Here is a 25,955-nt window from a genome sequence, read left to right as displayed (position 1 = left end):
CACCGCGAACCCGTGCTGTGGGTTTGGAGGCGACGGACACCAACTCATCCACGCCGCCGGTTGCGGTCTGTGCTCACTGTACCGGAGCCGGGCCTTCGACTTCGCACCCAGGTCCACGGTTGTGGGCGGCGTCGCAGGGGTGTCCTGCACCACACTGCCCGCGACGCCGCCCACGGCTCAGCCGAGCCCGGCCGAATCGATCAGCCGGTCGACCAGCTCCCCGGCGTCGAGGAGGTGTTCGGGCAGGCCACGGGCCTGGAACCAGCCGGACAGGTTGCGCACGTCGCGGTCCAGGAACGCCCGCCCCCGCGGGTTCGCCACCAGGTCCACCACCTGGGGCAGGTCGATCACCACCAGCCGGCCCTCGTGCACGAGCAGGTTGTACGCCGAGAGGTCACCGTGCGCGACGCCCTGACCGGCCATCAGCTCCAGCACGGCGGTGGCCTGGTCCCAGAGACCGGCCAGCTCGCCGGGCTCCGGGCGGAGCTGGGCCAGCCGCGGGGCCGCGGCACCGTCCTCGTCGCCGACGAACTCCAGCAGCAGCTCGTTCCCGTTGCGCTGCACCGGGTACGGCACCGGCGCGCCGATCGTCCACAAGCGACTCAGCGCGGTGAACTCGGCCGCCGCCCACTGCTCCGCGATCAGGTTGCGGCCGAACGAGCTGCGGTTGGCCATCGCGCGCATCTCGCGGGAGCGGCGCATCCGGCGGCCCTCGAGGTAGCCGGCGTCCCGGTGGAACAGCTTGTGCTCGTCGCCGCGGTACCGCTTGGCGGCGAGCAGCACGCCGCCGGTGCCCGGCCGGCCGCGCCGCACCACGTGGACGTCGGCCTCCTTGCCGGTCTTGAGCACCCCGAGGTCGGTGTCGACCGCGGCGAGGTCGGTGACCACCCAGTCCGGCCACGGCTGCGGGCCGCGCTCGGCGCCGTCCCAGGTGCTCCAGCGGTCGGCCCCCTCGGGAAGTTCGGCCTCGGTGTAGGCGTCCTCGCGCCGCCGGGCGAGCCGGCCGCGCTCACCCTCGGTGAGCCGGCCGCTGCGGACCGGGGCGGGCCCGTCGTCGAACTCGCGGACGCGGCGGGCCGGCTCCTCTTCGAAGGCGTCCTCGAACTCGGCGTAACGCTCATGGACGGAAGAGCTGGCAGAGTCGGAAAAGCCGGCAGAGTCGGAAAAGTCTTCGTGATCGTGCTGACGCACTGGTGGGTTCTCCTCGATCAGGGGTGCCCCACCGGGCGAGCGCGAAGCTCTAGCCGCGGGGGGCGGGCGGAAGGGGGCGGGACTGCGCCCGGACGTTCTCCACGACGCACCTCCTCACTTCGGCCGCCGGCTCCCCGGCCGGTCCCGGACACCATGCCGGGCCCCGTGGGGCTGGTGCAACCGAATTAACCGCTCCGGCGAGCCGCGCACCGGGCGGCCGTGCGGAGCTAGCCTGCGAGCCATGGGTTACGACGCGGTGATCGTGGGCGGCGGGCACAACGGACTGGTGGCGGCGGCTTACCTCGCGCGGGCGGGCCGGTCGGTGCTCGTGCTGGAGCGGCGGGAGGAGACCGGGGGCGCGGCGGTGTCGTTCCGGGCCTTCGACGGGGTCGACGTGCGGCTGTCCCGGTACTCCTACCTGGTCAGCCTGCTGCCGCGCAAGATCGCCACGGACCTGGGCCTGGGCCTCGAGCTGCGACGCCGGCGGATGTCGTCCTACACCCCGGCCGGCGACTCGGGTCTTCTTGTCGACACGGGGGACGGGGCTCGCACGGCCGAGGCGTTCCGCGCCGTCACGGGGTCCACAAAGGACTTCGACGCCTGGCGCCGGTTCTACGCCCTGGCCGGACGGGTCGCCGCGCGGACGTTCGCCACGCTCACCTCGCCGCTGCCCAGCCGGGCGGAGCTGCGCGAGCGGATCGGTGACGAGGAGGCCTGGTCGACGTTGTTCGAACGGCCGATCGGCGAGGCGCTCACCAGCCGGTTCGGCGACGACACCGTGCGCGGGGTGGTGCTCACCGACGCGCTGATCGGCACCTTCGCCCCGGCCGGCGGGGCGGACCTGCGGCAGAACCGCTGCCTGCTCTACCACCTGATCGGCAACGGCACGGGTGACTGGGACGTGCCGGTCGGCGGGATGGGCGCGGTCACCGGCGCGCTGGCGGACGCCGCGCGGCGGGCCGGGGCCACGCTCGTCACCGGCGCTGAGGTGGAGTCGATTACGCCCGACGGCGAAGTGCGCTACACCCGCGAAGGCGCTTCGCGGACCGTCTCGGGCGGGCACGTATTGGCGAACGTCGCGCCGCACACGCTCGCCCGGCTGCTCGGCGAAGAGCCGGGCGAAGCACCGGAAGGCGCGCAGCTGAAGGTCAACATGGTGCTTTCGAGGCTGCCCCGGCTGCGCGACCCTAACGTCGGCCCGAGTGACGCGTTCGGCGGCACTTTCCACGTCAACGAGACGTTCTCGCAGCTCGAGACCGCATACGCCGAAGCGGCCGCCGGGCGGATCCCGTCGCTGCCGCCGTGCGAGATCTACTGCCACTCGCTCACCGACCCGTCGATCCTCGGCCCGGCCGAGCGGGCGGCGGGCGTTCACACGCTCACGCTGTTCGGGCTGCACATGCCGGCGCGCTTGTTCGAGGCGGACAACACCGCGGCGCGAGCCGAAGCGCTGCGCGCGACGTTGGCGTCGCTGAACAGCGTGCTGGCCGAGCCGATCGAGGACTGCCTGCTGCGGGACCCGGCCGGGCGGCCGTGCATCGAGGCCAAGACCCCGCTGGACCTGGCGGCGGAGCTGGGGCTGCCGCGCGGGCACATCTTCCACCGCGACCTGTCCTGGCCGTTCTCGGATTCGGCGGCCGGCACCTGGGGCGTGGAGACGGCGCACCCGCGGGTGCTGCTGTGCGGGGCGGGGGCGGTCCGGGGCGGCGGGGTCAGCGGGATCCCCGGCCACAACGCGGCGATGGCGGTGCTGGCCGGCTGAGCCCGGGCCGGTGGCGCGCCCGCCGCTCGACGGAGCGGAGCGGAACGGGCACTGTGGGGGACATGCGCGTGATCGTGATCGGCAGTGGGATCGGCGGGGCGGCGACGGCTTACCACCTCGCGGCGGCAGGGGCGGAAGTCGTTTCGGTGGACGCGCCCCGGCCGGGCGTGGCCACCGAGGCGGGCGCCGGGATCGTCAGCCCCTGGACCTCGCGGTGGGACGATCAGCTGTACCCGCTGGCCGCCGCCGCGGGCGCGTACTACCCGCGGCTGGCGGCGGCGCTGGCCGAGGAGGGGCAGGACTCCTCGTACGAAGTCGTCGGCGGACTGGTGGTTTCGGACTCGGCGGCCGAACTGGACGAGGCGCAGGCCCGGCTGGCCGCGCGCGTCGCGGACGCCCCCGTCGCGGGTACGGTCAGCCGCCTCGACCCGGCCCAGGCCCGCGCGCTGTTCCCCGCGCTCGCTCCGGAGCTCGGTGCCGTGCACCTTTCGGGCGCGGGCCGCGTGGACGGCCGCCGCATGCGCCGGGCGCTGATCGCCGCGGCGAAGCAGCGCGGGGCCCGGTTCGCGCGGGCGTTGGCTTCGCTGCGGCCGAATACCCCCGCTGACCGGGGGCCGTGGCGGGTGGCCGCCGGTGACGAGGAGCTGACCGCCGACGCGGTGGTGCTCTCGGCCGGGGCGTGGTCGGCCTCGGTGGCCGAGCCGCTGGGGGTGGAGGTCCCGGTCGCGCCGCAGCGGGGCCAGATCACGCACTTCGAGCTGCCGGGCACCGAGACCGCGGCCTGGCCGGTCGTGCTGCCGCGCACGAGCCACTACCTGCTGGCCTTCCCGGGCGGCCACGTCGTCGCCGGGGCGACCCGCGAGACCGGCTCCGGCTTCGACCACCGGGTGACCGCGGCCGGGCAGCGCGAGGTGCTCGACCACGCGCTGGCCGTGGCGCCGGGCCTGGCCGACAGCACGCTGGCCGAGACCCGCATCGGCTTCCGCCCCTCGACCCCCGACGCCCTGCCGCTGCTGGGCCCGGTCGAAAGCCGTCCCGGGCTGTGGCTCGCGACCGGCTTCGGCCCGGCCGGGCTCACCCTCGCGCCGTACGCGGGAAAGCTGATCGCCGAACTGGTGCTCGGCGGCGAGGTCCCGGCGGGCCTGCTCGAACCGTGCTCGCCCGCCCGGTTCGGCTGAGGGGCTCAGCCGGTCAGCAGCTCCAGGCGGTGCTCGCCGGTGCGCTCGACGGTGAGCCCGGCCTTGGCCACCACCCGGACCAGCTGGTCCACAGTGGACGGCTCGGCGCGGGTGGTGGCCAGCACCGCGGCCAGCCTTCCCTTGTACGCCTTGTTGAAGTGGCTCACCGTGGTGCGGTTGCCCCGGGCGTCCTCGGTCACCACGCGCACGGTCACCGCGTCCGGGCGCAGCCGCGCGAACGCCGCGTAAGGGCCCGAACGCAGGTCCACCACCAGGCCGTCGAGGCCCTGCAGCACCGGCTCCAGCACCGGTTTCCACAGCCCGCGCACGGTGCCCAGCGCGGGCACGGAGCTGCCGCCCGAAAGCCGGTACGCCGGGATCGGGTCGGTCGCGGAGACCACGCCGAACAGCGCCGAGGTCACGGCGAGGCGGCGGTGCGCCTTCTCCAGGCCCGCCTTGGTGAAGCTCTTCAGGTCGAGCGCGTCGTAGAGCACGCCGGTGTAGCGGCGCAGCGCGGGCAGCGTCGGGGAGGTCCACAGCCGCGCGTTGCGGGTGACCTCGTCGCGCTGGCGTTCGGAGATGCCGAGGGCGGCGAGGCTGGCCGGGACGTCGCGGGCCAGCTCGACCAGCGCGTCCGCGAGCTGGGCCCGCACGGGGTTCAGCTCGGGGAAGGACAGCGCGGTGTGGTCGAGCGGCGGGCCGTCACCGCCGTCGGCCTTGGTCTCGGAAGGGGGCAGCAGCACCAGCACGCACTCAGCGTAGCCGGGGAGCTCGTCCGGGTGCGACGGCCGCTCGCCCCGGCCGACGCGGGGCCGCTCACGGGGCTGTTCGCCGCGGCCCAGGAAGGTCGACCGCACCGGCGAGCACCACAGCGTCGAAGACGGGCGCGGGAAGCTGCGGGGGCCGAGGTGCTGGTCCGCGCCGGTTCCCAGTGGGCCCGCACTTTCGTCGAAACGCGCGCCGACCTCGCCGAGCGGCTGGTCAGTCGACCAGGTTGAGCAGCGGACGGCCGTCGGCGAACCGGCGCAGCTGCCCGGTCACCAGTTTCCGGGCGCGCGGGTGGAACGAGGCCGAGCCGCCCGCGATGTGCGGGGTCAGGATCACCCCGGGCACCTTCCACAGGGGATGGCCGGGCGGGAGCGGCTCGGGGTCGACCACGTCGAGGGCGGCGCGCAGCCGTCCGGCGGAGGTCTCGGCCAGCAGCGCGCCGGTGTCGATCGCGGTGCCCCGGCCGACGTTGACCACCAGCGCGCCGTCCGGCAGCGCGGCGAGCTCGGCCGCGCCGACCAGGCCACGGGTGTCCGGGGTGTCGGGCAGGACCAGCACCACGATGTCGGCCGAGGGCAGCAGCCCGGGCAGCTCCGCGACGCCGTGCACGCCCTCGGCCGGCCGGGCCCGGCTCGCCACCCGGGTGACCACGGCCTCGGCCGCGAGCAGCTGCCGTTCGATCGCACGGCCGATCGAGCCGTACCCGACCAGCAGCACCCGGCTGTCGGCCAGGGAGCGGGTGTGCTCGCGCTCCCAGGTCCCGCTCGCCTGCTGCGCGAACCACCGCGGCAGGTCCCGCTGCGACGCGTGGACCAGCGCCAGCGTGTGCTCGGCGACGCTCAGGTCGTGCAGCCCGCGCCCGTTGGCCAGCCGGACGCCCTCGGGCAGCAGCGGCAGCACCGTCTCGACCCCCGCCGACAGCGACTGCACCACCCGCAGCGCCGGGAGCCGCCGCATCAGCTTCACCGGCTCCGCGCCGCTGTCGTAGGGGATCACGTAGAACTCGATCCCGTCCAGGCCCTCGGCGGGCGGCTCGCCGCCCCCGTACCAGGCGGCGGAGAGGCCGGCGGGCAGTTCCAGGTCGGTCCAGGGCAGCAGCACGCGGGGAGTCACGGGTTTCACGCTAGCCGAACCCGGGGCTGCCGCACCCGGACGCTCGTTCGCCGGGCCCGCCCCGGCGAAGCGCTGACCGGCCCCGCCCGTGGATAACCCGTTGGAGCCGGTCGGGGGCGGTTGACTACGCTGAGCCGAACTTTCCCGACCCGCCCAGCGCAGGGAGTCCCGCCGTGATCACCAGGATGTCGTCGTTGTTCCTCCGCACGCTGCGTGAGGATCCGGCGGACGCCGAGGTACCCAGCCACCGGCTGCTGGTGCGCGCCGGCTACGTCCGCCGGGTCGCCCCGGGTGGTTACACGTGGCTGCCGCTGGGGCTGCGGGTGCTGCGCCGCATCGAGAACGTGGTGCGCGCCGAGATGAACCGCATGGGCGCGCAGGAGATCCAGTTCCCCGCGCTGCTGCCGAAGGAGCCCTACGAGGCCACCGGCCGCTGGACCGAGTACGGCGACAACCTGTTCCGCCTCAAGGACCGCAAGGGCGCCGACTACCTGCTCGGCCCCACGCACGAGGAGCTGTTCGCGCTCACCGTGAAGGGCGAGTACAACTCCTACAAGGACTATCCCGTCACGCTGTACCAGATCCAGACCAAGTACCGCGACGAAGCGCGCCCCCGCGCCGGGATCCTGCGCGGCCGCGAGTTCGTGATGAAGGACTCGTACTCCTTCGACCTCGACGACGCCGGCCTGGAGCGCTCGTACCAGGCGCACCGCGACACCTACACCCGGCTGTTCGACCGCCTCGGCCTCGAGTACGTGATCGTCGCGGCCACCTCGGGCGCCATGGGCGGCTCGGCCTCGGAGGAGTTCCTCGCCGTGGCCGAGACGGGGGAGGACACCTACGTCCGCAGCACCGAGTCCGGGTACGCGGCCAACGTCGAGGCCGTGCTCACGCCCGCGCCGCCCGCGAAGCCGATCGAGGGCCTGCCCGAAGCGCAGGTGCACCACACGCCGAACACGCCGACCATCGAGTCGCTCGTGGCCTTCTTCAACGCCGCCGGCCTCGGACGCGAGTTCACCGCCGCGGACACGCTGAAGAACGTCATGCTCAAGACCCGCCGGCCCGGCGCCAAGGAGTGGGAGCTGCTCGGCGTGGGCCTGCCCGGCGACCGCGAGGTGGACATGAAGCGCCTCGAAGCGTCGCTGGAGCCCGCCGAGGTCGAACTGCTCGAAGAGGCGGACTTCAAGAAGAACCCGTTCCTCACCAAGGGCTACATCGGGCCGAAGGCGCTGAAGGACAACGGCGTCCGCTACCTGGTCGACCCCCGCGTGGTCGAGGGCACGGCCTGGCTGACCGGCGCCGACCAGGCCGACCACCACGTGCTCGACCTGGTGATGGGCCGCGACTTCACCGCCGACGGCACCATCGAGGCGGCCGAGGTCCGCGAGGGCGACGCCTCGCCCGACGGCCGGGGCACGCTGGTCGCCGCGCGCGGCATCGAGATCGGCCACATCTTCCAGCTCGGCCGCAAGTACACCGACACGTTCGCCGTCGACGCGCTCGGCCCCGACTCCAAGCCCATCCGCATCACCATGGGCTCCTACGGGCTCGGCGTCTCGCGCCTGGTGGCGGTGCTGGCCGAGCAGAACTTCGACCAGGACGGACTGGTCTGGCCGCGCGAGGTCGCCCCGTTCGACGTGCACGTGGTCATCGCGGGCAAGGACGAGACCATCGCGGCCGGCGCGGAGAAGCTGGCCGCCGAGCTCGACTCGGCCGGGATCGAGGTGCTGCTCGACGACCGCAAGTCCTCGCCGGGGGTGAAGTTCGCCGACGCCGAGCTGGTCGGGGTGCCGACCATCCTGGTGGTCGGGCGCGGCCTGGCCAACGGCGTGGTCGAGGTCAAGGACCGCCGCACGGGCGAGCGCGAGGAGATCGCGGTCGACGCGGTGGCGGACCACCTGGTCAAGCTCGTCCGCTCCTGACCCGGCTCCGGCGGCGGCCCGGTCCGGTCGCGAAGGTGGCGGCCGGACAACCCGGCTACCCGCCGCCGGAGCCCGGTCTGGACGCGGCGGTGACCGGCACCGATCGGGACGCGGCTCTCGCGAGGACTGGCCACGGCTGGGGCGTGGTCATCGGGCGGTGGTGGCTTCCGGCCGGTCCACCTCGGCCCCATCCGTCACCCGCTGACGTCTGAGTGCGAGCTTCGCGAAGTCCTTCAACCCGGCGTTGGGCAGGTAGGCCCGCCCCAGGGCGATACCGATCCGCAGCAGGTCGGCTTCGTCCCGGTAGGCGAGGTACATCGGTTCGTGCCGGGGCTGGAACTTGGCCTTGAACGCGTGCAGCGAGCGGAATCCGTAGTACGGCTCCATCTTCTCGCCCAGGGCGTCGAGCACCCGCTCCACCGCGCGGGCCGGTCCGGTGTCGCGGCTGCGGGCCAGCGGCGCGCCGGAGAGCGAGACGAACCGCGCGCCCTCCTCGCGGAAGGCGAGGCAGGCCGAGGCGATCAGGAACTCCATCACCGGGCGGAAACCGCGGGCGCGGCGGCGCATCACGTCGAGCGTCCAGCCGCCGACCGTGCCCGCGCCGGTGTGCACCGGCAGCCACGAGGTGACGCCGTGCACCGTGCCGTCCGCGCCGATGGCCAGGCCGACCCGGGTGGCCGGGTCCATCGCCTGGGCCAGGCCGCCGAGGGTGAACCCCATCTCCGGCATGCCCTTGCCGCCGATCCACTCCTCGGACAGCGCGCGCACCTGCTCGCGGACGGCGGCCGGCTCCTCGGCCAGGCGCACCAGCCGGAACTCGATGCCGTCCTTCCCCGCCTTGTTCAGCGCCGAGCGCACGTCCTGCCAGGCCTTCCCGCGGAACTCCAGGTGCTCCAGGTCGACCAGGGTGTCCTCGGCGACCTGCACCTGCTGCCAGCCCAGTTCGCGGGTGACCGCCACGGTGGTCGCCGTCGCGGAGAAGAAGCACGGCACGAGCCCGGTGTTTTCGCACATCTCGGTGAATTCGGTGACGGCGCTCGCGGCCGAGCCGTCCGGTGCCACCGGGTCGCCGAGCGCGACCGCGACCCCCGCGTGGCGCTGGTAGGCCAGGTAGGAGTGGCCGTCGGCGGCGACGAAGTAGGCGTTCTGCGGCCAGGTGGTCATCCACGAGATGGAGCTGCCCCCGTTGCGCCCCAGCAGCATCCGGGCGAACGCCGGGTCCGGGCCGCCGCGGCCGACCTTGCGGCACCGGCGCCGTGACGGCACGCGGAACGCCCCGCGCGCGGCGATCAGCAGCGTCAGCTCGATCGTCCACAAGAGATTGTCCACGAAGAACAGTGAGAGGTCGTGGGCGTCGTAGCCCGTGCGCAGCACCTTCGCCAGGGCGAGCACCCCGCCGACGACCAGCACCTGCGACACCGCGAACACGCACAGAGCCACGGCCCAGCGCCACGCCGTGCGGCTACCGCGGCGCAGTCCGTTGAGCATCGGCACCACGATCGCGCACAGCAGCAGGATTTCCACCGGTGACAGGGAAACCGCGTCGGACGGGCCGAACGGGCCGTCCCCGGGCACCAGCCACATCACCACCTCGGCGCCGGTGAGCAGCAGCAGCCCGGCGCACGCCATCAGGCGCAGCTCCCGCTGGCCCGGACGGCCGGCCTCCTTGATCCGCGCGGCCCCGACGAGCCGGTGCCCGAGCGGCAGCGCGATCAGGAGCGCGAAGAAGTGCACGAGGTCGGCCAGGGTGCCGACGTAGACGATGGCGACGCACGCGTACACGAACAGGCCGGTGCGAAGCCGTAGCCGCCACGGCGGACGCAACGCCGCGCTGGCCACCGCGATGGCCGCCAGCGTGCCACCGGAGAAGCCGACGTCGAGCGTGCCCGCGATCCGCCCGGCCCAGACCCAGCCGGAGTTGCGGCACAGCTCGAGGAACTGGATCGCCGCGACGGTGGACACCAGCTGCCCGCCCACGGTCACGGCGATCGCGCGCCGCGTGCCGAGCTGCCACTCCGCGAAGCCCGCCAGCAGCGCGAAAGTCCCCACCATCGGCAGGTAGAACAGCGGCCGCAGCGCGAAGAACGGCCCGGTCGCCAGCGTCCACCAGCGCCCGTGCTGCATCGAGGGCAGGCCGTAGGCGTAGTAGTGGAAGCCCGCCTGGTGCTCGGCCGCGTGCCACAGGGTCCCGCTCGCGACCGCCACCACGAGCATGGCCAGCACGACGGTGGTGGTGAACGGCAGCCGGTGCCACAGCAAGGCGAACCGCCCGCGCGGCGGCTCCCCGGCCACCCCTTCGCGTCCCCCCGTGCCGGTCCCCGCGGCCGGCGTCGCTGTCGTCATACTCCGAGTCTGGCCCGGCGACCCGAGGCCGGCATCCCTCGCCGGTCGGACTTCTCCCCCTAAGGGAGTGCTACCCCAGGAGGACCCGACCCTGACCCGAGACGGCCGGCGGGCTCAGGGCCACCACGGTGACCAGGGCCGATCCGCGCAGGCGGGAGCAGCCGCGCGAGCACCACGCGAAAACAAGGGTTGACGCGCGGCGCCGACGGGTCTGCGCACGCCGCCACCTCGTTCAGGCAGCAACCGGCTCAGCTGCGTTGGCGCATTGAGGGACCATTCTGTCAGGTCCTAGGTGCCACCCATACCTCCCAGACAGGTCGGCGGCTACGGCGCACCGGGCGGCCAGCACCAGCGGGTTGAAAGTGCCGGCCCCGCTGCCCACGCAGAGGTTGCTGGACGACCCGTGCGGCGTGCTGACTGATTCCGAGCTCCACGGCGTCGGACTGGCTTCGCCGGGCAAGGTCTCGCAGGGGCCCCCGCCGTTGTGCGGCTGGAATTCCTCCGACTTCGCGCAGAACGGGGCGAACGCGGGGCCGGTGCCGCAGAACAAGGGCGGTATCAGCGACATCTACGACCAGAAAGCCAAGCAGGCCCACTTCCAGCGGTGATCACCAGTATCGGCACCGGGCCGAACAAGGCCACCCCGTGCGCCAGCGCGCAGAAGATCGGCGAAGCGGTGATCGCGCACCTCAAGGGTGCTGCCTGAGCGCCGTGTCGAAGATGCCGGTCGCCTGAGGAGCAGGGCGAGGTGGACAAAGACCGGGATCGTGCTCGGTTCTCCCGGTCTGGTCCTCCGTCGCTGCTCGCGGTGTGGCTGCCGCCCGGTTTGACGGGCGGTTCAGCCCAGTACGGCCCGGCGCACCGTGTCCAGGTCGCGCAGGTCGGGCAGTACCGTGTGGGCCCCGGCGGTCCGGAGCTCGTCGGCGCTGTACCGCCCGGTGGCGACCGCGACCGAGACGGCGCCGTGGTCGAGTGCGGCCCGGACGTCTTCCGGGGTGTCACCGACCACCACCACGGTCTCGGGGGCGAAGGTGGTGGCGTGTTTGGCGGACGCGGCGGAGACGGCGTGCGGCACCAGGTCCGGACGGTGCGCCGAAAGCGAGCCGTACCCGCCGATCGCCAGGTCCAGGTGCTCGTCGAGGTCGAACGCCGCGAGCTTGTGCCCGGAGATCTCCGGTAGGTTGCCGGTGACCAGGGTCTGCACCACGCCGCCGTGCCCGGCTACGGCCGCCAGCGAGGCCGCGGCGCCGTCGAGGGCCCGGCCCCGCTCGTGCAGCGTGGCGCTTTCCCGCGCGGAGATGGCGATCAGCTCGGCCCACAGGCGCTGGATGGTCTCCTCGTCCGGCTCGATCCCGTGGCTGGCCAGCAGGGCGCCGCTGATCGCGCGCTCGGTGTTGCCGCCGAAGTCCGGCTCCGCGCTCAGCTCGGTGCCGGTGGCCGTGAGCAGCGCCTCGGTGTACCAGCGCAGGCCGACGCCGCTGTAGTCCACGAGGGTGTGGTCGATGTCCCAGAGCACCAGCCGGTGCGCGCGTGTCGTCGTCACGCCGGCGAGGCTACCGGGACGGATTTTTCGACGTCCGGTGAATTTCAGCCCGCGAGCAGGCTGAACCGCACCCGCCGCACCGGGTTGTCCACGTTGGTGTCCACCAGGCAGATCGACTGCCAGGTGCCCAGCAACAGCACCCCGCCGAGCACCGGGATGGTCGCGTACGGCGGCACCAGCGCGGGCAGCACGTGGTCGCGGCCGTGGCCGGGGGCGCCGTGCTGGTGGCTCCACCGCCCGTCGCGGGGGAGCAGCCGGTCGAGGGCGCTCAGCAGGTCGTCATCGCTCCCGGCGCCGGTCTCCAGCACCGCCAGCCCGGCGGTGGCGTGCGGCACCCACAGGTGCAGCAGCCCGTCGGTGGCGTCGGCGTCGCGCAGGAAGGTCTCGGCCTCGCGGGTCAGGTCGTGCACCACGGCTTCGCCGCCGGTGCGCACTTCGATCTCGGTGGAGTACATGCCGCCAGGGTAGGGCTCAGGAGCCGAGGTACCGGAGCACGGCGAGGACCCGCCGGTTGTCGCCCTCCGACGGCGGCAGTCCGAGCTTGCCGAAGATGCTGGTCACGTACTTCTCCACCGAGCCCGCCGAGAGGAACAGCGAGGCGGCGATCGCGGAGTTCGACCGGCCTTCGGCCATCAGCCCCAGCACCTCGCGCTCCCGCGAGGTCAGCTCGGCCAGTGCGTCGGACCGGCGGGTGGCGCTGAAGAGCTGGCTCACCACCTGCGGGTCCAGCACCGTCTCGCCGGCCGCGACCCGGCGCAGCGCGTCGAGGAAGTCCGAGACCTCGGCCACGCGGTCCTTGAGCAGGTAGCCGACCCCTCCGGCCCGGTCGGCCAGTAGCTGCGCCGCGTACTTCGTCTCGACGTACTGCGAGAACAGCAGGACCGCCCGCGGCCGCTCGTCCCGCAGCGCGATCGCCGCGCGCAGCCCCTCGTCGGTGTGCGTCGGCGGCATCCGGATGTCCACAACGGACACATCGGGCTCCAGCTCCACCACGGCCTCCCGCAGGGCCACGGCGTCCTTCACCGCCGCGACGACCTCGTGCCCGCGCAACGTGAGCAGTTCGACCAGCCCGTGGCGCAGGACGGCCGAATCCTCCGCGATCACGATCCGCACGCTTCCCCCTTCTGCGGAGCCGACTCTAGGCCCGCACCGGCACCGTGGCCGTGACGGTGGTCGGCCCGCCCGGCGGGCTGGTCACCGACAACCCGCCGTCGACCGTGCGCAGCCGTTCCGCGAGCCCGGCCAGCCCGCCGCCGGGGACGACCGCCGCGCCGCCCGGTCCGGGGTCCGCGACGAGCAGCCGCAGAAACCCGTCGTCCTCGGTGACGGCCAGGCGGACCGGGGAGTGGCTGTGCTTGGCGGCGTTGGTGAGCAGTTCGGCCGCGGTGAAGTAGAGGATCGTCTCGATCGAGGGCGGTGGCCGCCGCGGCAGGCGGACCTCGACCCGCGTGTCGATCCCGGTGGTCGCGGCCAGAGTGGGCAGGGCCACGTCCAGGCCCGCGTCGAGCGCGGCCGGGTGGATGCCGCGGGCCAGGTCCCGCAGTTCGGTCAGGGCCTGCTTGGCGCCGGCGTGCGCGGTGGCCACCAGCTCGCGCACCTGGCCGAGGTCGACGGCCTCGGCGCTCAGCTCCTCCTTCGCGAGCCCGAGCCGCATCGCCAGCGCGACCAGCTGGGCCTGCGCGCCGTCGTGGAGGTCCCGCTCGATCCGCCGCAGCCGCAGCGCGGCGTCCTCCACGGCGGCCGAGCGGCTCGCTTCGAGGTCCTGCACCCGTTCGCGCAGCCGCCGGCGGCCCAGCAGCCCGGTCACGAGCGCGCGGTCGACCACGGCCGACCCGTGGAGCAGCCAGGGCACCACGGCCAGCACGGCGATCCCGGACGCCGCCCACAGCAGCGAGCCCGCCCACGGTCCACTGTGGATGCCGAACACCGGCAGGACCGCGCCGTGGAGGAAGAACCACAGCACGGGGTAGCCGATCGTGGCCCCGGCGTAGAGCAGCGGCAGGCCGGTCAGCAGCAGACCGGCCACCGTCCACGGCAGCCGCACCAGCAGGTACGCCACGGCCCGCCACGCGACCGGGTCGCCGATCCGCGCCTCGAGCCAGTGCCACAGCCCCGGCCGCAGCGCCGCCGGACGGGGGGCCTGGACCGGCCCGCCGAGCAGCGCGCCGGCCAGCCGCCGGTGCCCGGCGCCGAGCGCGCGGGCACCGGACAACGCCGCCGCGAGCACTGCTGGTCCGACCACCAGCGGGGAAAGCGCGATCCCGGTCGCGATCCCGGCCAGCACCACGATCAGCGCGACCGGGGAGAACACCCCGGCCAGCAGCAGCCACGCCGCCTCCCGCGCGGTGGCGCGGGGCGGACGCAGCAGGACGTCGAGCTTCACCCGGGTGAGTCTGCCGCGGGGACACCGGCCCGCCCACCCGGTTTTCCCCACTTCCGGCCGCGCACCGGAATCCGGCCGGGCCCCCTCGCTGCGGGGGCCCGGCCGGACCGGACGGCCGGACCGCTCAGTCGCCGGGCTCGGTCCGGTGGAGGCGCGCCTCGTCGGCCTGCGCCTTGCCCGCCGCCTCCCGCATCTCGATCAGGTCGGTCAGCCAGCTCCCGGTTTCGCGCGCGATGTCGCGCACGGCGCCGGTGATGATCGTGGCGATGGCCCCGATGTGGGTGGCCGCCGATTCCGTGAGCTCCTGAACCGTGTCCTTGCCGCTTTCGAACTGGCCCACCATGAGGGTTCCTTAGGCTGCTCGGAGTCGTTGGTCGTGGTCCAGGCTATCCGCCGGTGACGGGGTCGGCCGCCCGATCCGGTCCGGCAGCGCCAGTTTGACGATCTTCTTCGCCACCGACCAGAGCTGCCGGCTCAGCGGGCCGGTGTGGTACGGCAGCCCGTAGCGCTCGCAGATCTCGCGCACCTCGGCGGCGATCTGCGGGTAGCGCCGCGCCGGGATGTCCGGGAACAGGTGGTGCTCGATCTGGTGCGAGAGGTTGCCCGAGAGCAGGTGGAACAGCGGGCTGCCGCTGATGTTGGCCGAGCCGAGGATCTGGCGCAGGTACCACTGGCCGCGTGACTCCTGCTCGGTCTCCTCCTCGCTGAAGCTCTCCACCTCGGCGGGGAAGTGGCCGCAGAAGATGATCGAGAACGCCCAGAGGTTGCGGACCAGGTTCGCGCTCGCGTTGCCCAGCAGGGTCAGCGGCGCGAGCGGGCCGGTCAGCGCCGGGAACAGCAGGTAGTCCTTACCGACCTGGCGGGCCGCCTTGCGCACGATCTTGCGCAGCACCGGCACGTTCTCGGCCCAGCTCCGCTCGCCCTTGACCACCCGCTCGATCTCCAGGTCGTGCAGCATCACGCCCCACTGGAAGAACACCGCGAGCAGCGAGGCGTACACCGGGTTGCCCAGGTAGTACGGGTGCCAGTTCTGCGCGCGGTCCATCCGCAGGATGCCGTAGCCGACGTCGCGGTCCTTGTCGACGATGTTGGTGAACGTGTGGTGGATGTAGTTGTGGGAGTGCCGCCAGTTCTCGGCCGGCGCCACGGTGTCCCATTCGAAGCGCTGCGAGCTCAGCTCGGGGATGCGCGTCCAGTCGTACTGGCCGTGCATCACGTTGTGGCCGATCTCCATGTTGTCGAGGATCTTGGCCAGCGAAAGCGCGGCGACGCCGGCCAGCCACGCGGGCGGCAGGAACCCGGCGAACAGCAGCCCCCGGCCGGCGACCTCGAGCGCGCGCTGGGTCTTGATCACCGTCCGGATGTACTCGACGTCGGCCTGGCCGAGGTCGTCGACGATCCGCTGGCGCAGCGCGTCGAGCTCGCGGCCGAACTCCTCGACCTGCTCCGGGGTCAGACGGTCCTGAAGACCGGTCATGGGTACCTCCTGGATTTCTCGGGACGACCGGGGCGGGCCCGGTCAGGCGTTGATCTCGACGTCCCCGACGGGGACGCTGATGCAGAGCTGGATCTCTTCGTCGTCTTCGCCGGAGATCTCGCCGGTGCGGGCGTTGCGCACGCGCCCGGCGGTCTTGACCTGGGTGCAGGAGAAGCAGATGCCCATCCGGCAGCCGTGCTCCGGGGACAGGCCCGCGTCCTCGGCCTGCTCCAGCAGCGGCTTGCCCGAGTTGTCGCACTCGCGCCCGCTGCGGGCGAAGCGCACCCGGCCCTCGGCCGCCGCCGTGTCGAAGGTCAACGGCGGCGCGGTGAACTCTTCGGTGTGCAACCGTTCACCCAGTCCCTCGGCGGCGAACTGCTCGCGGACCGAGTCCATCAGCGGTTTCGGCCCGCAGAGGTAGGTCTGGGCTTCGCGGTACCAGGGCGCGGCCTCGGCCAGGTGCTCTTCGGCGAAGAAGCCGTGCAGGTCGCCGCCGCGGCGGCTGTGGGTGTGCGCGTGCACCACGCGCAGGCCCGGGTGCTCGGCCGCGAGCGCGTCCAGCTCCTCGCGGTGGAGCACGTCGGCCGCGCTGTTGGAGTAGTGCAGGAAGACGATTTCGCCCCGGTGGCCCTCGGCGACGAGCGTGCGCAGCATGGCCAGCACCGGCGTCACCCCGCTGCCGCCGCTGACCAGGAGGATCTGCTCCGGCCTCGGGGTCGGCAGGGTGAATTCGCCGTCCGGCTGGGAAAGCCCGAAGACCGTGCCGACCCGGGTCGTGTCCCGCAGGTGGCGCGAGACCAGGCCCTGCGGGTCGGCCTTCACGGTGAACTCGAGGTCGCCGCCCTGCGGCCCGCACGGCGAGTAGCAGCGGGTGCGCCGCACGCCGTCGATCTCCACGGTCAGCCGCACGTACTGGCCGGCGCTGAAGCCCCGCCAGGCCCGGCTGGGCCGGACGGTGAAAGTGACCGTGTCCGGCGTCTGCCGCCGGACCGCGGTGACCCGGCCGCGGATCTCGCGGCGGACCAGCATCGGGTCGAGCAGTTCCAGGTAGCGGTCCACGCCGTGGGGGGTGAGCAGTGCCTCGGCGAGCGAGGCGAGGCTGCGGACCCGGCGGGGGAGCAGTGCGGCCATCACGCCTCCAGAAATTTGAGTGCACATCTGTACACTCACCAGTGTGGGGGCACGGACGGGTGTGCTGTCAACGCGAGAGCGAGGTGATGTGACGTGGGCCATGGTGCAACCGTCAGTACGCTGCCGGACGTGGCGGGATTCGAAGAGCCGGTGTCCAGGCCGGAGCGCAAGCGGCGGACCCGCCAGGCGCTGCTCGACGCCGCGCTGGAGTTGCTGGCCGACCGCGGCTTCGCCAGCCTCTCCCTGCGTGAGGTGGCCAAGCGCGCGGGCATCGTGCCCACGGCGTTCTACCGCCACTTCGCCTCGATGGAGGAGCTGGGCGTGGCGCTGGTGGAGGAGGCCACGCGCACGCTGCGCGCGATGATCCGCTCCGCCCGCACCGACCGGGACAGCTACGGGCGGATGATCGAGGTCTCGGTGCGCACGCTCTACGAGCACGTGCGCGCCCGGGAGGACCACTTCCGGTTCCTCACCCGCGAGCGCTACAGCGGCACCGGCCCGGTGGCGCGGGCCATCGCCGTCGAGCTGAAGCTGTTCTCCAGCGAGCTGGCCATCGACCTCGCCCGGTTCGGCCCCCTGCGGCAGTGGCCGGCCGAAGACCTGTACGTGCTGGCCGATCTGATCGTCACGGCGATGCTGGCCACGGTGGTCGACCTGCTGGAGGCCCGCCCCGGCGACGCGGAGGCGGACGCCCGCACCGTCGCCGTCGCCCAGATGCGGTTGCGGCTGATCCTGCTCGGGGTGCCGCACTGGCGCCCGTCCGCGTGAACCGGGCCGCCTCACCCGTCTGCCCACCCGAAATGCGCCTCAAGCGGCTACGGACCGTCCTCCGCACGTGGTAGAAATCGCGGAGATCGAGATCCTCAAGGTCGAGGAGGTCGCGTGGCGGAGAGCGAGAGCCGGCTGACGGTCGGGGTGGTCGCGGAGTCGCGGCCCGGCGAACGCCGGGTGGCGATGGTGCCGAAGCTGGTCGACCGGCTGGCCCGGCGCGGTCTGCGGGTGGTGGTCGAGCCCGGCGCCGGCGCCGGGGCCCAGCTGGCGGACGACGCGTACGTGCGGGCCGGCGGCGAGCTCGGCGACGCCTGGGCGGCCGAGGTCGTGCTGAAGGTCGCGCCCCCCTCGGAAACCGAGGTCGGCCAGCTGAAGCCGGGCACCGTCCTGATCGGATTCCTCGACCCCCGCGGCGCTCCCGAGGGGGTGGCCGCGCTGGAGCGCGCCGGGGTGCGCGCGTTCGCGATGGAGGCCGTCCCCCGGATTTCGCGGGCCCAGGCGATGGACGCGCTGTCCTCGCAGAGCAGTGTTTCCGGCTACCGCGCGGTGCTGCTCGCGGCGGAGAAGTTCACCCGGTTCTTCCCGATGCTGACCACCGCGGCCGGCACCGTGCCCCCGGCCAAGGTGCTGGTGCTCGGCGCCGGCGTGGCCGGGCTCCAGGCGCTGGCCACGGCCAAGCGGCTCGGCGCGCAGACCACCGGCTACGACGTGCGGCCCGAGGTGGGCGAGCAGGTGCGCTCGATCGGTGCGAAGTTCCTCGACCTGGGCATCGAGGCCGTCGGCGAAGGCGGTTACGCCCGCGAGCTGACCGGGCCGGAGCGCGCCGAGCAGCAGCGGCGGCTGACCGAGGCGATCACGAAGTTCGACGTGGTGATCACCACCGCGCTGGTACCCGGCCGCCGGGCGCCGACCCTGGTCACCGCCGACGCGGTGAAGGGCATGCCGGCCGGCGGCGTGGTGCTCGACCTGGCCGGGGAGAGCGGCGGCAACTGCGAGCTGAGCCGGCCCGGTGAGGACGTCGTCGAGCACGACGTCCTCGTCAGCGCCCCGCTCAACCTCCCGGCCGGGATGCCGGCCCACGCCAGCGAGCTGTACGCCCGCAACGTCACCGAACTGCTCGAACTGCTGGTCACCACCGGCGGGGAGCTGAAGCTCGACTTCTCCGACGAGGTGGTCGCCGGGGCCAGTGTGGCCGGGCGCGAAGGGAGCGCGTCATGACGCTGGTGGAGAACCTGGCCGTGCTGGTGCTCGCGGGGTTCGTGGGCTTCACGGTGATCTCGAAGGTGCCGAACACCCTGCACACCCCGCTGATGTCGGGCACCAACGCCATCCACGGCATCGTGCTGCTGGGCGGTCTGGTCGTGCTCGGGCTGGGCGTCGACGGGGTGCTCAACAAGGTCCTGCTGGTGATCGCCATCGCCTTCGGCACGATCAACGTGGTCGGCGGCTTCCTGGTCACCGACCGGATGCTGGCGATGTTCAAGGCCAAGAAGCCCGCGCCCGGCGAGGAGGACGAGAAGTGACCGACCTCATCGCCATCCTCTACATCATCGCGTTCGCCCTGTTCATCTACGGGCTGATGGGCCTCACCGGACCGCGCACGGCGGTGCGCGGCAACTGGATCGCCGCCGCCGGCATGGGCATCGCGGTGGTCGCGACCCTGCTCACCCCCGGCATGGGCAACTGGCTGCTGATCGTCCTCGGCGTCGCGATCGGCGCGCTGGTCGGCGTGCCGTCCGCGCGCAAGGTCAAGATGACCGCGATGCCGCAGATGGTGGCCCTGTTCAACGGCGTCGGCGGCGGTGCGGTGGCCCTGATCGCGTGGGTCGAATTCCGCAGCACCGACGCCTACGCCCACGAGCCGCTCTACGTCGCGATCGCCTCGCTCTTCGCCGCGCTGATCGGCTCGATCTCCTTCTGGGGCTCGATCATCGCGTTCGGCAAGCTGCAGGAGGTGCTCACCGGCCGCCCGGTCACCCTCGGCCGGCTCCAGCAGCCGGTGAACGCGCTGCTGCTGGTGCTCGCGCTGGCCTGCGCGGTGGTCATCCTGACCGGCGGCGACGCGCAGATCCTGATGATCGGCCTGCTGGTGGCCGCCGCGGTCCTCGGCGTCACCTCGGTGCTGCCGATCGGCGGCGCCGACATGCCGGTGGTGATCTCGCTGCTCAACGCGTGCACCGGGCTGTCCGCGGCCGCGATGGGCCTGGCGCTGTCCAACACCGCGCTGATCGTGGCGGGCATGATCGTCGGCGCGTCCGGCTCGATCCTGACCAACCTGATGGCCAAGGCGATGAACCGGTCGATCCCGGCGATCGTGGCCGGTGGCTTCGGCGGCGGCCCGGCGGCCACCGCTTCCGGCCCGGGCTCGGGCGAGGTCCGGCCGGTGCGCAGCACGAGCGCGTCGGACACCGCGATCCAGATGGCCTACGCGGGCAAGGTGGTCGTGGTGCCGGGGTACGGGATGGCCGTGGCGCAGGCGCAGCACACCGTGCGCGAGATGGCGAAGCTGCTGGAAACCAAGGGAATCGAGGTCGCCTACGCGATCCACCCGGTGGCCGGGCGGATGCCGGGGCACATGAACGTGCTGCTGGCCGAGGCCGACGTGCCCTACGAGCAGCTCAAGGAGATGGACGAGATCAACTCCGAGTTCGCCCAGACCGACGTCGCGCTGGTGATCGGCGCGAACGACGTGATCAACCCGGCCGCCGAGACCGACCCCGGCTCGCCGATCTACGGCATGCCGATCCTGAAGGTCAGCCACAGCCGCTCGGTGATCGTGCTCAAGCGCTCGATGAGCTCGGGCTTCGCGGGCATCGACAACGACCTGTTCTACGATGCCAAGACCAGCATGCTCTTCGGGGACGCCAAGTCCTCGGTGGGCGAGATCGTGGAGGAGCTCAAAGCGCTGTGAATCCGGGAACGCCGTGAACGCCGGGTCGGACGTACGCGCGGAATTCGCCGACCCGGCCGGGAACCTGGCGTTCGACGAGGCGTTGCTGCGGGTCGGTCCCCCGGCGCCGGTGCTGTGGCTGTGGCGAAACCCGGTGTGCGTCGTGCTCGGGCGCGGTCAGAAGGCCGCGCGCGAGGTGCGGGTCCCGGACTGCGTCCGCGACGGCGTTCCGGTGCTGCGCCGGGCCAGTGGCGGCGGCACGGTCTTCCACGACCCGGGCAACCTGAACGTCACCCTGGTCCTGCCCGGACCGGCCGACCGCCCGCTGGAGATGCTGGGCCGGGTGATGTCGGCGGCGGTGGAAAAGCTGGGCCTGCCCCCGATCCTGGGCGAACGCGGACTGTTCGTGGGGACGCGGAAGCTCTGCGGCTTCGCGGTCTTCCGCGCGAAGGGCGGCTTGCTGGCCCATTCGACGCTGCTGGTGGACACGGACCCCTCGCGCGTCGGGGCCTATCTGACCGGCCCGCCGCCGGACCCGAAGCCGCTGGACTCGCACCGCAGCCCCGTCGCGTCCCTGGCCGACCACGGCCTGGCCTTCGGCGCGGGCGAGGTGGAATCGGTGGTCCGGGCGGCAGCCGCTTCCCTGCTCGGCCCGCTCGAGCCCCGCGCGGCCTCCCCGGCGGAGCTGGAACGGCAACAGACCCTGCTGTACACCCGGTACCACTACGACGCCTGGCACGCCGACGGGCGGCAGCGGCAGCCCTGATTTCCCGCCCGAGCGGGAAAGCCCCTCGCCTGGGACCCACTCCGGACTTCGGCGAGGAGCCGCGCTCGCGGTCGCCGGGCTCAGGCCCGGTTCACTCGCCCGCGGAGAACGTGACGGCCGGAACCTTCGCCACCGCGCGACGCGATTTGGCGGGCTTCCCCTCGGTCGCCTTCGGAGCCGGGGTTGCCTTGGCCGGGACCGTCTTCGGTGCCGCCTTCTTGACCGTCGCGTTCTTGACTGCAGGCTTTTTGACTGCCGGCTTCTTCGCCGCCGCCTTCGGTGCGGCCGCCCTCGCAGTCGCCTTTACCGCACGTCCCTTCGCGGCCTCTTTAGACGCAGCACTCTTCGTCGCGGCGGACTTGGCTGTAGTGGCCTTCGCCGCAGCGCTCTTCGCCGCAGTGGCTTTCGTCGTAGTGGTTTTCACCGTAGTGGCCTTGGCCACAGCAGATTTGGCCACAGCAGATTTGGTCGCCGTCGCCCTGGCCGGAGCCGCCTTCGTCCCCGCGACCTTCTTCGTGCCGACCGACTTCGCCGCCTGCTTCCCCGTGGCCGGCTTCTTCGCGCCCGGCACGAAACGCGGGCGCTGCTTGCGTCCGCCGGTGCGGCGTCCGGCGTCGGCGTAACGGCCGAGGAGCTTGCGCAGCGCGGCCGCGTTCGTCGAGGTGAGATCGATCTCGTAGTCGACGCCGTCGAGGCCGAAGCCGACGGTCTGGGCCGCTGGGCCGCCGGTCAGGTCGTCCAGAACGCGGACAGCAGTGTTCCTGGCCATGAAGCCTCCCGTGCTCGATCGTGGTAGTGCGTGCAACCGGCACGGCGACGCCCCGGCTCCCCCCGGTGCCGCCGGTTTCTTGCAGCTGTCTGACGAGAATAGCCGCTGGCTTGCGCGAAGCCGCGTGGTGGTGTGCGCTGAACCCATGTCAGGACAGACTTTCGACGTCGTGGTGATCGGGGCCGGACCGGTCGGCGAGGTGGCCGCCGAACGCGCCGCCAAGGGCGGGCTCGAGGTGGCGCTCGTCGAGCACGAACGGTTCGGCGGGGAGTGCTCCTACTGGGCCTGCATCCCGAGCAAGGCGTTGCTGCGCCCGGGAAACCTGCTCGCGGCGGCCAAGCGGGTGCCGGGGGTGGTGGTCGGCGGCGAGCTGGACGCGGCCCGGGTGCTGGCCCGGCGGGATTGGTTCACCGGTAAGGGGGACGACACCGGGCAGGTCGACTGGGCGCGCGGCGCGGGCATCGAGCCGGTGCGCGGCCACGGGCGGATCACCGGCGAACGTGAGGTGACCGTGGGCGAAGACCGGGTGCTCACGGCCCGCCACGCGGTGATCGTCTGCACCGGCAGCGTCCCCCGGTCGCCTTCGGTGCCCGGACTCGACACGATCCGGCCGTGGGGCTCGCGGGAAGCCACCTCGGCCTCCGAGGTGCCCGCCCGGCTCGGCGTGCTCGGCGGTGGGGTGGTCGGTGTGGAGATGGCGCAGGCCTGGGCGCGGCTCGGCGCGCAGGTGCACCTGGTGATCACCGGTGAGCGCCCGCTGCCGAAGCTGCCGGATTTCGCCGGTGAACTGGTGCTCGAAGGACTGCGGGCCGACGGGGTGGTCGTGCACGCATCCTCCGGCCTCCGCGAGGTGTCCGCTGTGGACGGCGGCGGTGTGTCGCTCCAGCTCTCCGGCGGGGAGGAGGTGGAGGTCGACGAGCTGCTGGTCGCCACCGGCCGCGCCCCGGCCACCGGCGACCTCGGCCTCGACGGGCTGGGCCTGCCCACCGACGCCCCGCTCGCCGTCGACGAGAGCGGCCGGGTGTCCGCCGTGGACGGTGGCTGGCTGTACGGGGCCGGTGACGTCACCGGCCGTGCGCTGCTGACGCACCAGGGCAAGTACGCCGCGCGCGTCGTCGGCGACAGCGTCGCGGCCCGGGCCCGGGGCGAGCAGATCTCGACCGCTCCGTGGAGCCGGTACAGCGCCACGGCCGACCACCACGCCGTGCCGCAGGTGGTGTTCACCGATCCGGAGGTGACTTCGGTCGGGCTCACCGAGGCGCGCGAGGGCTCGGCCGACCGGGTGGTGGACATCGACATCGCCGTGGCCGGTTCGTCACTGCACGCCGACGGTTACCGGGGCAAGGCGCGGATGGTCGTGGACACCGAGCGCGCGGTGGTGCTCGGCGTGACCTTCGCCGGCCAGGACGTGGCCGAGCTGCTGCACTCGGCGACCATCGCCGTGGTCGGCGAGGTGCCGCTGGAGCGGCTGTGGCACGCCGTGCCCGCGTTCCCCACGATCAGCGAGGTGTGGCTGCGGCTGCTGGAGTCCTACGGGCTCTGACGCTCAGCTCGGCAGCACCAGGTCGAGCGCGCCCTTCGTGGCGCGGACGAGGCCGGGATCGTCCGGAGTGGACGGTCCCGGCAGCCAGACCGCCTGCACCAGCCGCACGCCCTTGCCCTCGACCTTGCTGGTGTAGGCGGCCCCGTCGAACTGCGGGACCGGCCCCGCCCACTTGCCGGTCTCGGTGGCGACGTCGATGATGCCGCCGCTGCCGGGCGTGTCGGCCACGTCCTTGAAGTGCGCGGCCTGCGCGGTATCGGGGAACGCGACGACGGCCACGGTCACCGCGGCCGCCCGCCCGTCGACCTCGGCCGCGTAACTCGCGCGCTGGACCCCGGCGCAACTGGTCTGCTGCAGGCTCGCCTGCACGTCCCCGAACGCGTGTGACGCGCACCGCTGGTCGCCGCTGCTGTCACGCGCGGTGAACGTCAGGGTGGGCGCCACGGGCGCGGTGGACACGGGTGCGGTGGACACCGGCGCGGTGGAGGGAACCGGCCTCGGCGCCACCGGCGGGGCGCTCGCCGCCGGAGCCGCGCTCTGCCCGCCGCTGCCCCCGGTCGCCGCCGCGACGACCACCGCGGCGACCAGCAGCACGACCAGCAGCCCGATCGCCCCGAACGGCAGCCACCGCACGGTCCGCGACTGCTCGCCGGGGGAGGGCGGCACCGGTGCCGCACCCGCGGGTGGGGTGGCGGCCGGAGTCAGGGCCGCGCTCGCCACCGCCGTGGCGGGGGTGGCGGGCGGCGGGCGGGGGCCGTGGCTCGAAGGGGGGGCCGCCCGCCCCGGCCCGGGCTTGGGCGTCCGAGGCGGTGGCGCCATGACCTCGGTGCCAGCGTCATCGTCTACCGCCGGCCCGCCGCCCGAGGCGGATGAGCCAGGACGCACCGGCGAGGCGATGGATTCCGTCAGCTCGCCGGCCCGGCCGTCGGCGTCGGAGTCCGATGGATCGGCCTTCGGCGCACCGGCTGCGGGGGAAGACGCAGCTGGGCGCTCGGCCGGTTCCGCCGTCGATGTGGACCCGGCCGGGGGATGCGCACCGGGGAAGACCGGTGCGTCGTCCCGCGAAGGGCCGCCAGGGGAAGCCGGGCCCATCGCCGCGTCGCCGGGGGAGGCCGGGCCGGGCAAGGACGGCCCGGAGGAAGGCGGATCAGCCGGCGGGGCGACGTGCGGCACCGGCGCGACGGTGGGGAACACCGGCGGGGGAGGCGGCACCGAGATGATCTTCGACCGTCGCGGAGGCGTCGGCGGGCCCGTTCTGTCCGGAAGGGACGACGATTCGGTCGACGGGGCCACCGCAGTCACCCCCGAGCCCGCCGCGGCCGCAGGGGTCGGAACCGCCGCCGGAGCCGGGACCTGCGCCGCAGCCGGGGCGGTCGTCCCGGCCGGAGCCGCGGCTGCGGCTTGCGCCGCGCCCGAGACCGAGGCCGCTGTGACCGCCGCCACGGCCGGTATCGAGGTCGAGTCCGGTGCGGTGACCGTCCCCGCCGAGGTCACCGCTGCCGAGGACCGTCCAGCAGAGCCTTGATCCGCCGGAACCGCGGCGGGGGACGGGGCCGCTTCGGCCCGCGCCGCCGCCGTGCCCGTCACCGCCGTGCCTACCCCCGCCGAGACGGTCGTGCCGGCCGCGCTCGTCCCCGCAGTGCCTCCTGTGCCTTGCGCGCCCCCAGTGCCCAAAGAGGACACCCGATCCTCGTCCGGCACCGGCGAATCGTCGGTGAAGCGCACGAACCCCTCGCCCAGCAGCACCTCGTCCGGCAGCGGCGGGGCGTCCGGGGCGAAAGCCGCGATCAGCGCGCGGGCCTGGTCCAGCGAGCGCGGGCGGCGGGCCGTGGCGAGGGACACCGTCGCGGCGAGCATCGTGGTCGGGGTGGGGTGCAGGACGCGGACCGGGCCGGCCAGGTCCGCGGGGGGCTGGTCCACGGTTTCGACGTAGGGGCCGACCGCGATGACCGTGCCGACCGGGCCGGTGCCGGGGGCCAGTTCCGCGATCCGGCGTTCGCACTCCTGGGACAGGTCGAGGGCTTCGGTGGCCGGGTTGACGGCGTCGTCGCCGTGGACCAGGGGCCAGCCGTCGGCCTTCCACGGGCCGTCGAGGGGGGCTTCGAGGCGCAGCGCCGGGTCGGGCAGGTCCACGCCGATCACGACGAGCACGCCCCTCGGCAGCACCACCACCGCTTCCACGGCCCGGTCCCCGCCGACCGGGCGCGCGCCGACCAGGGCGACCCCGCCGATCACAGTGCTGCCGCGGCCGAGTGAAGCCAGCGCGGCCCGCACGTCTTCGGCGACGCGTGAAGGCTGTTGCCCGAGGCGGACCAGTCGCACCGAAACCCTCCTCACCTCGACCGTTGCCGGGACACCACGCTAGCGCGCCCGGCCGTGTACACGGCGCGACACGGGGAAGCGTC

General features: G+C 73.4%; 23 protein-coding genes. 10 read left to right on the top strand and 13 right to left on the bottom strand.

From position 1 onward, the window contains the following. Window positions 1–177: 177 nt before the first annotated feature. On the bottom strand, window positions 178–1,191 hold the full coding sequence (locus tag NYF13_RS31460; protein ID WP_315661564.1) for an RIO1 family regulatory kinase/ATPase: 1,014 nt from the start codon (window positions 1,189–1,191) through the stop codon (window positions 178–180). Between the two features lie 241 nt (window positions 1,192–1,432). Here NYF13_RS31460 and NYF13_RS31455 point away from each other — a divergent pair, with 241 nt between their 5' ends. Continuing rightward, window positions 1,433–2,953, top strand: coding sequence for an NAD(P)/FAD-dependent oxidoreductase (locus NYF13_RS31455; protein WP_315661563.1), 1,521 nt, complete (start codon window positions 1,433–1,435; stop codon window positions 2,951–2,953). A gap of 62 nt (window positions 2,954–3,015) precedes the next feature. Next, a complete protein-coding gene (locus tag NYF13_RS31450) occupies window positions 3,016–4,131 on the top strand; it encodes an FAD-dependent oxidoreductase (RefSeq protein WP_315661562.1) in 1,116 nt (371 codons plus the stop codon). A 5-nt stretch (window positions 4,132–4,136) separates the two neighbouring features. Here the strand turns inward: NYF13_RS31450 and yaaA are convergent, their stop codons facing one another. Together yaaA and NYF13_RS31440 are read right to left on the bottom strand one after the other, a co-directional pair. After that, window positions 4,137–4,880, bottom strand: a complete 744-nt coding sequence (yaaA, locus tag NYF13_RS31445) for a peroxide stress protein YaaA (protein ID WP_315661967.1) — start codon at window positions 4,878–4,880, stop codon at window positions 4,137–4,139. A 232-nt stretch (window positions 4,881–5,112) separates the two neighbouring features. Then, on the bottom strand, window positions 5,113–6,012 hold the full coding sequence (locus tag NYF13_RS31440; protein ID WP_315661561.1) for a 2-hydroxyacid dehydrogenase: 900 nt from the start codon (window positions 6,010–6,012) through the stop codon (window positions 5,113–5,115). Between the two features lie 173 nt (window positions 6,013–6,185). Between NYF13_RS31440 and NYF13_RS31435 the strand changes: the two genes are divergently transcribed. Continuing rightward, window positions 6,186–7,934, top strand: a complete 1,749-nt coding sequence (locus tag NYF13_RS31435; protein WP_315661560.1) for a proline--tRNA ligase — start codon at window positions 6,186–6,188, stop codon at window positions 7,932–7,934. Window positions 7,935–8,081: 147 nt separating this feature from the next. Here NYF13_RS31435 and NYF13_RS31430 read toward each other — a convergent pair whose 3' ends face one another. Next, the gene (locus tag NYF13_RS31430) at window positions 8,082–10,277 is read right to left on the bottom strand and encodes a bifunctional lysylphosphatidylglycerol flippase/synthetase MprF (RefSeq protein WP_396287779.1); all 2,196 of its coding nucleotides are present in this window, start codon (window positions 10,275–10,277) and stop codon (window positions 8,082–8,084) included. 275 nt (window positions 10,278–10,552) lie between these two features. Between NYF13_RS31430 and NYF13_RS31425 the strand changes: the two genes are divergently transcribed. Beyond that, window positions 10,553–10,885 (top strand): DUF3558 family protein, encoded by a 333-nt coding sequence (locus tag NYF13_RS31425; RefSeq protein WP_315661965.1) that lies wholly within the window; start codon window positions 10,553–10,555, stop codon window positions 10,883–10,885. A gap of 230 nt (window positions 10,886–11,115) precedes the next feature. On the opposite strand, the gene NYF13_RS31420 is transcribed toward NYF13_RS31425, so the two are convergent. The 7 genes from NYF13_RS31420 to NYF13_RS31390 form a co-directional block, all read right to left on the bottom strand. After that, a complete protein-coding gene (locus tag NYF13_RS31420; protein ID WP_315661559.1) occupies window positions 11,116–11,820 on the bottom strand; it encodes an HAD hydrolase-like protein in 705 nt (234 codons plus the stop codon). A 44-nt stretch (window positions 11,821–11,864) separates the two neighbouring features. Continuing rightward, window positions 11,865–12,275 carry a secondary thiamine-phosphate synthase enzyme YjbQ gene (locus tag NYF13_RS31415; RefSeq protein WP_315661558.1) on the bottom strand — a complete coding sequence of 137 codons (411 nt, stop codon included), beginning with the start codon at window positions 12,273–12,275 and terminating at the stop codon, window positions 11,865–11,867. Between the two features lie 16 nt (window positions 12,276–12,291). Beyond that, on the bottom strand, window positions 12,292–12,933 hold the full coding sequence (locus NYF13_RS31410) for a response regulator transcription factor (protein ID WP_315661557.1): 642 nt from the start codon (window positions 12,931–12,933) through the stop codon (window positions 12,292–12,294). Between the two features lie 25 nt (window positions 12,934–12,958). Beyond that, the gene (locus NYF13_RS31405; RefSeq protein ID WP_315661556.1) at window positions 12,959–14,203 is read right to left on the bottom strand and encodes a sensor domain-containing protein; all 1,245 of its coding nucleotides are present in this window, start codon (window positions 14,201–14,203) and stop codon (window positions 12,959–12,961) included. Window positions 14,204–14,327: 124 nt separating this feature from the next. Next, the gene (locus tag NYF13_RS31400) at window positions 14,328–14,546 is read right to left on the bottom strand and encodes a hypothetical protein (protein WP_315661555.1); all 219 of its coding nucleotides are present in this window, start codon (window positions 14,544–14,546) and stop codon (window positions 14,328–14,330) included. Between the two features lie 9 nt (window positions 14,547–14,555). Beyond that, window positions 14,556–15,680, bottom strand: coding sequence for an acyl-CoA desaturase (locus tag NYF13_RS31395; RefSeq protein WP_315661554.1), 1,125 nt, complete (start codon window positions 15,678–15,680; stop codon window positions 14,556–14,558). 42 nt (window positions 15,681–15,722) lie between these two features. Beyond that, on the bottom strand, window positions 15,723–16,811 hold the full coding sequence (locus NYF13_RS31390) for a ferredoxin reductase (protein ID WP_315661553.1): 1,089 nt from the start codon (window positions 16,809–16,811) through the stop codon (window positions 15,723–15,725). A 93-nt stretch (window positions 16,812–16,904) separates the two neighbouring features. Here NYF13_RS31390 and NYF13_RS31385 point away from each other — a divergent pair, with 93 nt between their 5' ends. The 5 genes from NYF13_RS31385 to NYF13_RS31365 all read left to right on the top strand — a co-directional run bounded on the left by NYF13_RS31385 (window position 16,905) and on the right by NYF13_RS31365 (window position 21,238). Further along, window positions 16,905–17,579 (top strand): TetR family transcriptional regulator, encoded by a 675-nt coding sequence (locus NYF13_RS31385; protein ID WP_396287778.1) that lies wholly within the window; start codon window positions 16,905–16,907, stop codon window positions 17,577–17,579. Window positions 17,580–17,693: 114 nt separating this feature from the next. Then, window positions 17,694–18,800 (top strand): Re/Si-specific NAD(P)(+) transhydrogenase subunit alpha, encoded by a 1,107-nt coding sequence (locus NYF13_RS31380; RefSeq protein WP_315661551.1) that lies wholly within the window; start codon window positions 17,694–17,696, stop codon window positions 18,798–18,800. Beyond that, window positions 18,797–19,105, top strand: a complete 309-nt coding sequence (locus NYF13_RS31375; protein WP_315661550.1) for an NAD(P) transhydrogenase subunit alpha — start codon at window positions 18,797–18,799, stop codon at window positions 19,103–19,105. Before NYF13_RS31380 ends, NYF13_RS31375 begins: the two co-directional genes overlap by 4 nt. Next, window positions 19,102–20,493, top strand: coding sequence for an NAD(P)(+) transhydrogenase (Re/Si-specific) subunit beta (locus tag NYF13_RS31370; RefSeq protein ID WP_315661549.1), 1,392 nt, complete (start codon window positions 19,102–19,104; stop codon window positions 20,491–20,493). The genes NYF13_RS31375 and NYF13_RS31370 overlap by 4 nt, the downstream gene beginning before the upstream one ends. Window positions 20,494–20,506: 13 nt before the next feature. After that, window positions 20,507–21,238, top strand: coding sequence for a lipoate--protein ligase family protein (locus NYF13_RS31365; RefSeq protein WP_315661548.1), 732 nt, complete (start codon window positions 20,507–20,509; stop codon window positions 21,236–21,238). Between the two features lie 91 nt (window positions 21,239–21,329). Here NYF13_RS31365 and NYF13_RS31360 read toward each other — a convergent pair whose 3' ends face one another. Further along, a complete protein-coding gene (locus tag NYF13_RS31360) occupies window positions 21,330–22,007 on the bottom strand; it encodes an Lsr2 family protein (RefSeq protein WP_315661547.1) in 678 nt (225 codons plus the stop codon). Between the two features lie 145 nt (window positions 22,008–22,152). On the opposite strand from NYF13_RS31360, the gene NYF13_RS31355 reads away from it, so the two are divergent. Further along, entirely contained in the window at window positions 22,153–23,550 is a 1,398-nt protein-coding gene (locus tag NYF13_RS31355; protein WP_315661546.1) for an NAD(P)/FAD-dependent oxidoreductase, read from the top strand. A 3-nt stretch (window positions 23,551–23,553) separates the two neighbouring features. Here the strand turns inward: NYF13_RS31355 and NYF13_RS31350 are convergent, their stop codons facing one another. Then, on the bottom strand, window positions 23,554–25,872 hold the full coding sequence (locus tag NYF13_RS31350; protein WP_315661545.1) for a hypothetical protein: 2,319 nt from the start codon (window positions 25,870–25,872) through the stop codon (window positions 23,554–23,556). Window positions 25,873–25,955: the final 83 nt, after the last annotated feature.

The organism is Amycolatopsis sp. PS_44_ISF1, from assembly GCF_032335455.1.
Classification (GTDB): domain Bacteria; phylum Actinomycetota; class Actinomycetes; order Mycobacteriales; family Pseudonocardiaceae; genus Amycolatopsis.
Note: the sequence above shows the minus strand (reverse complement) of the source record. Positions and strands in the feature narration are given on the sequence as shown.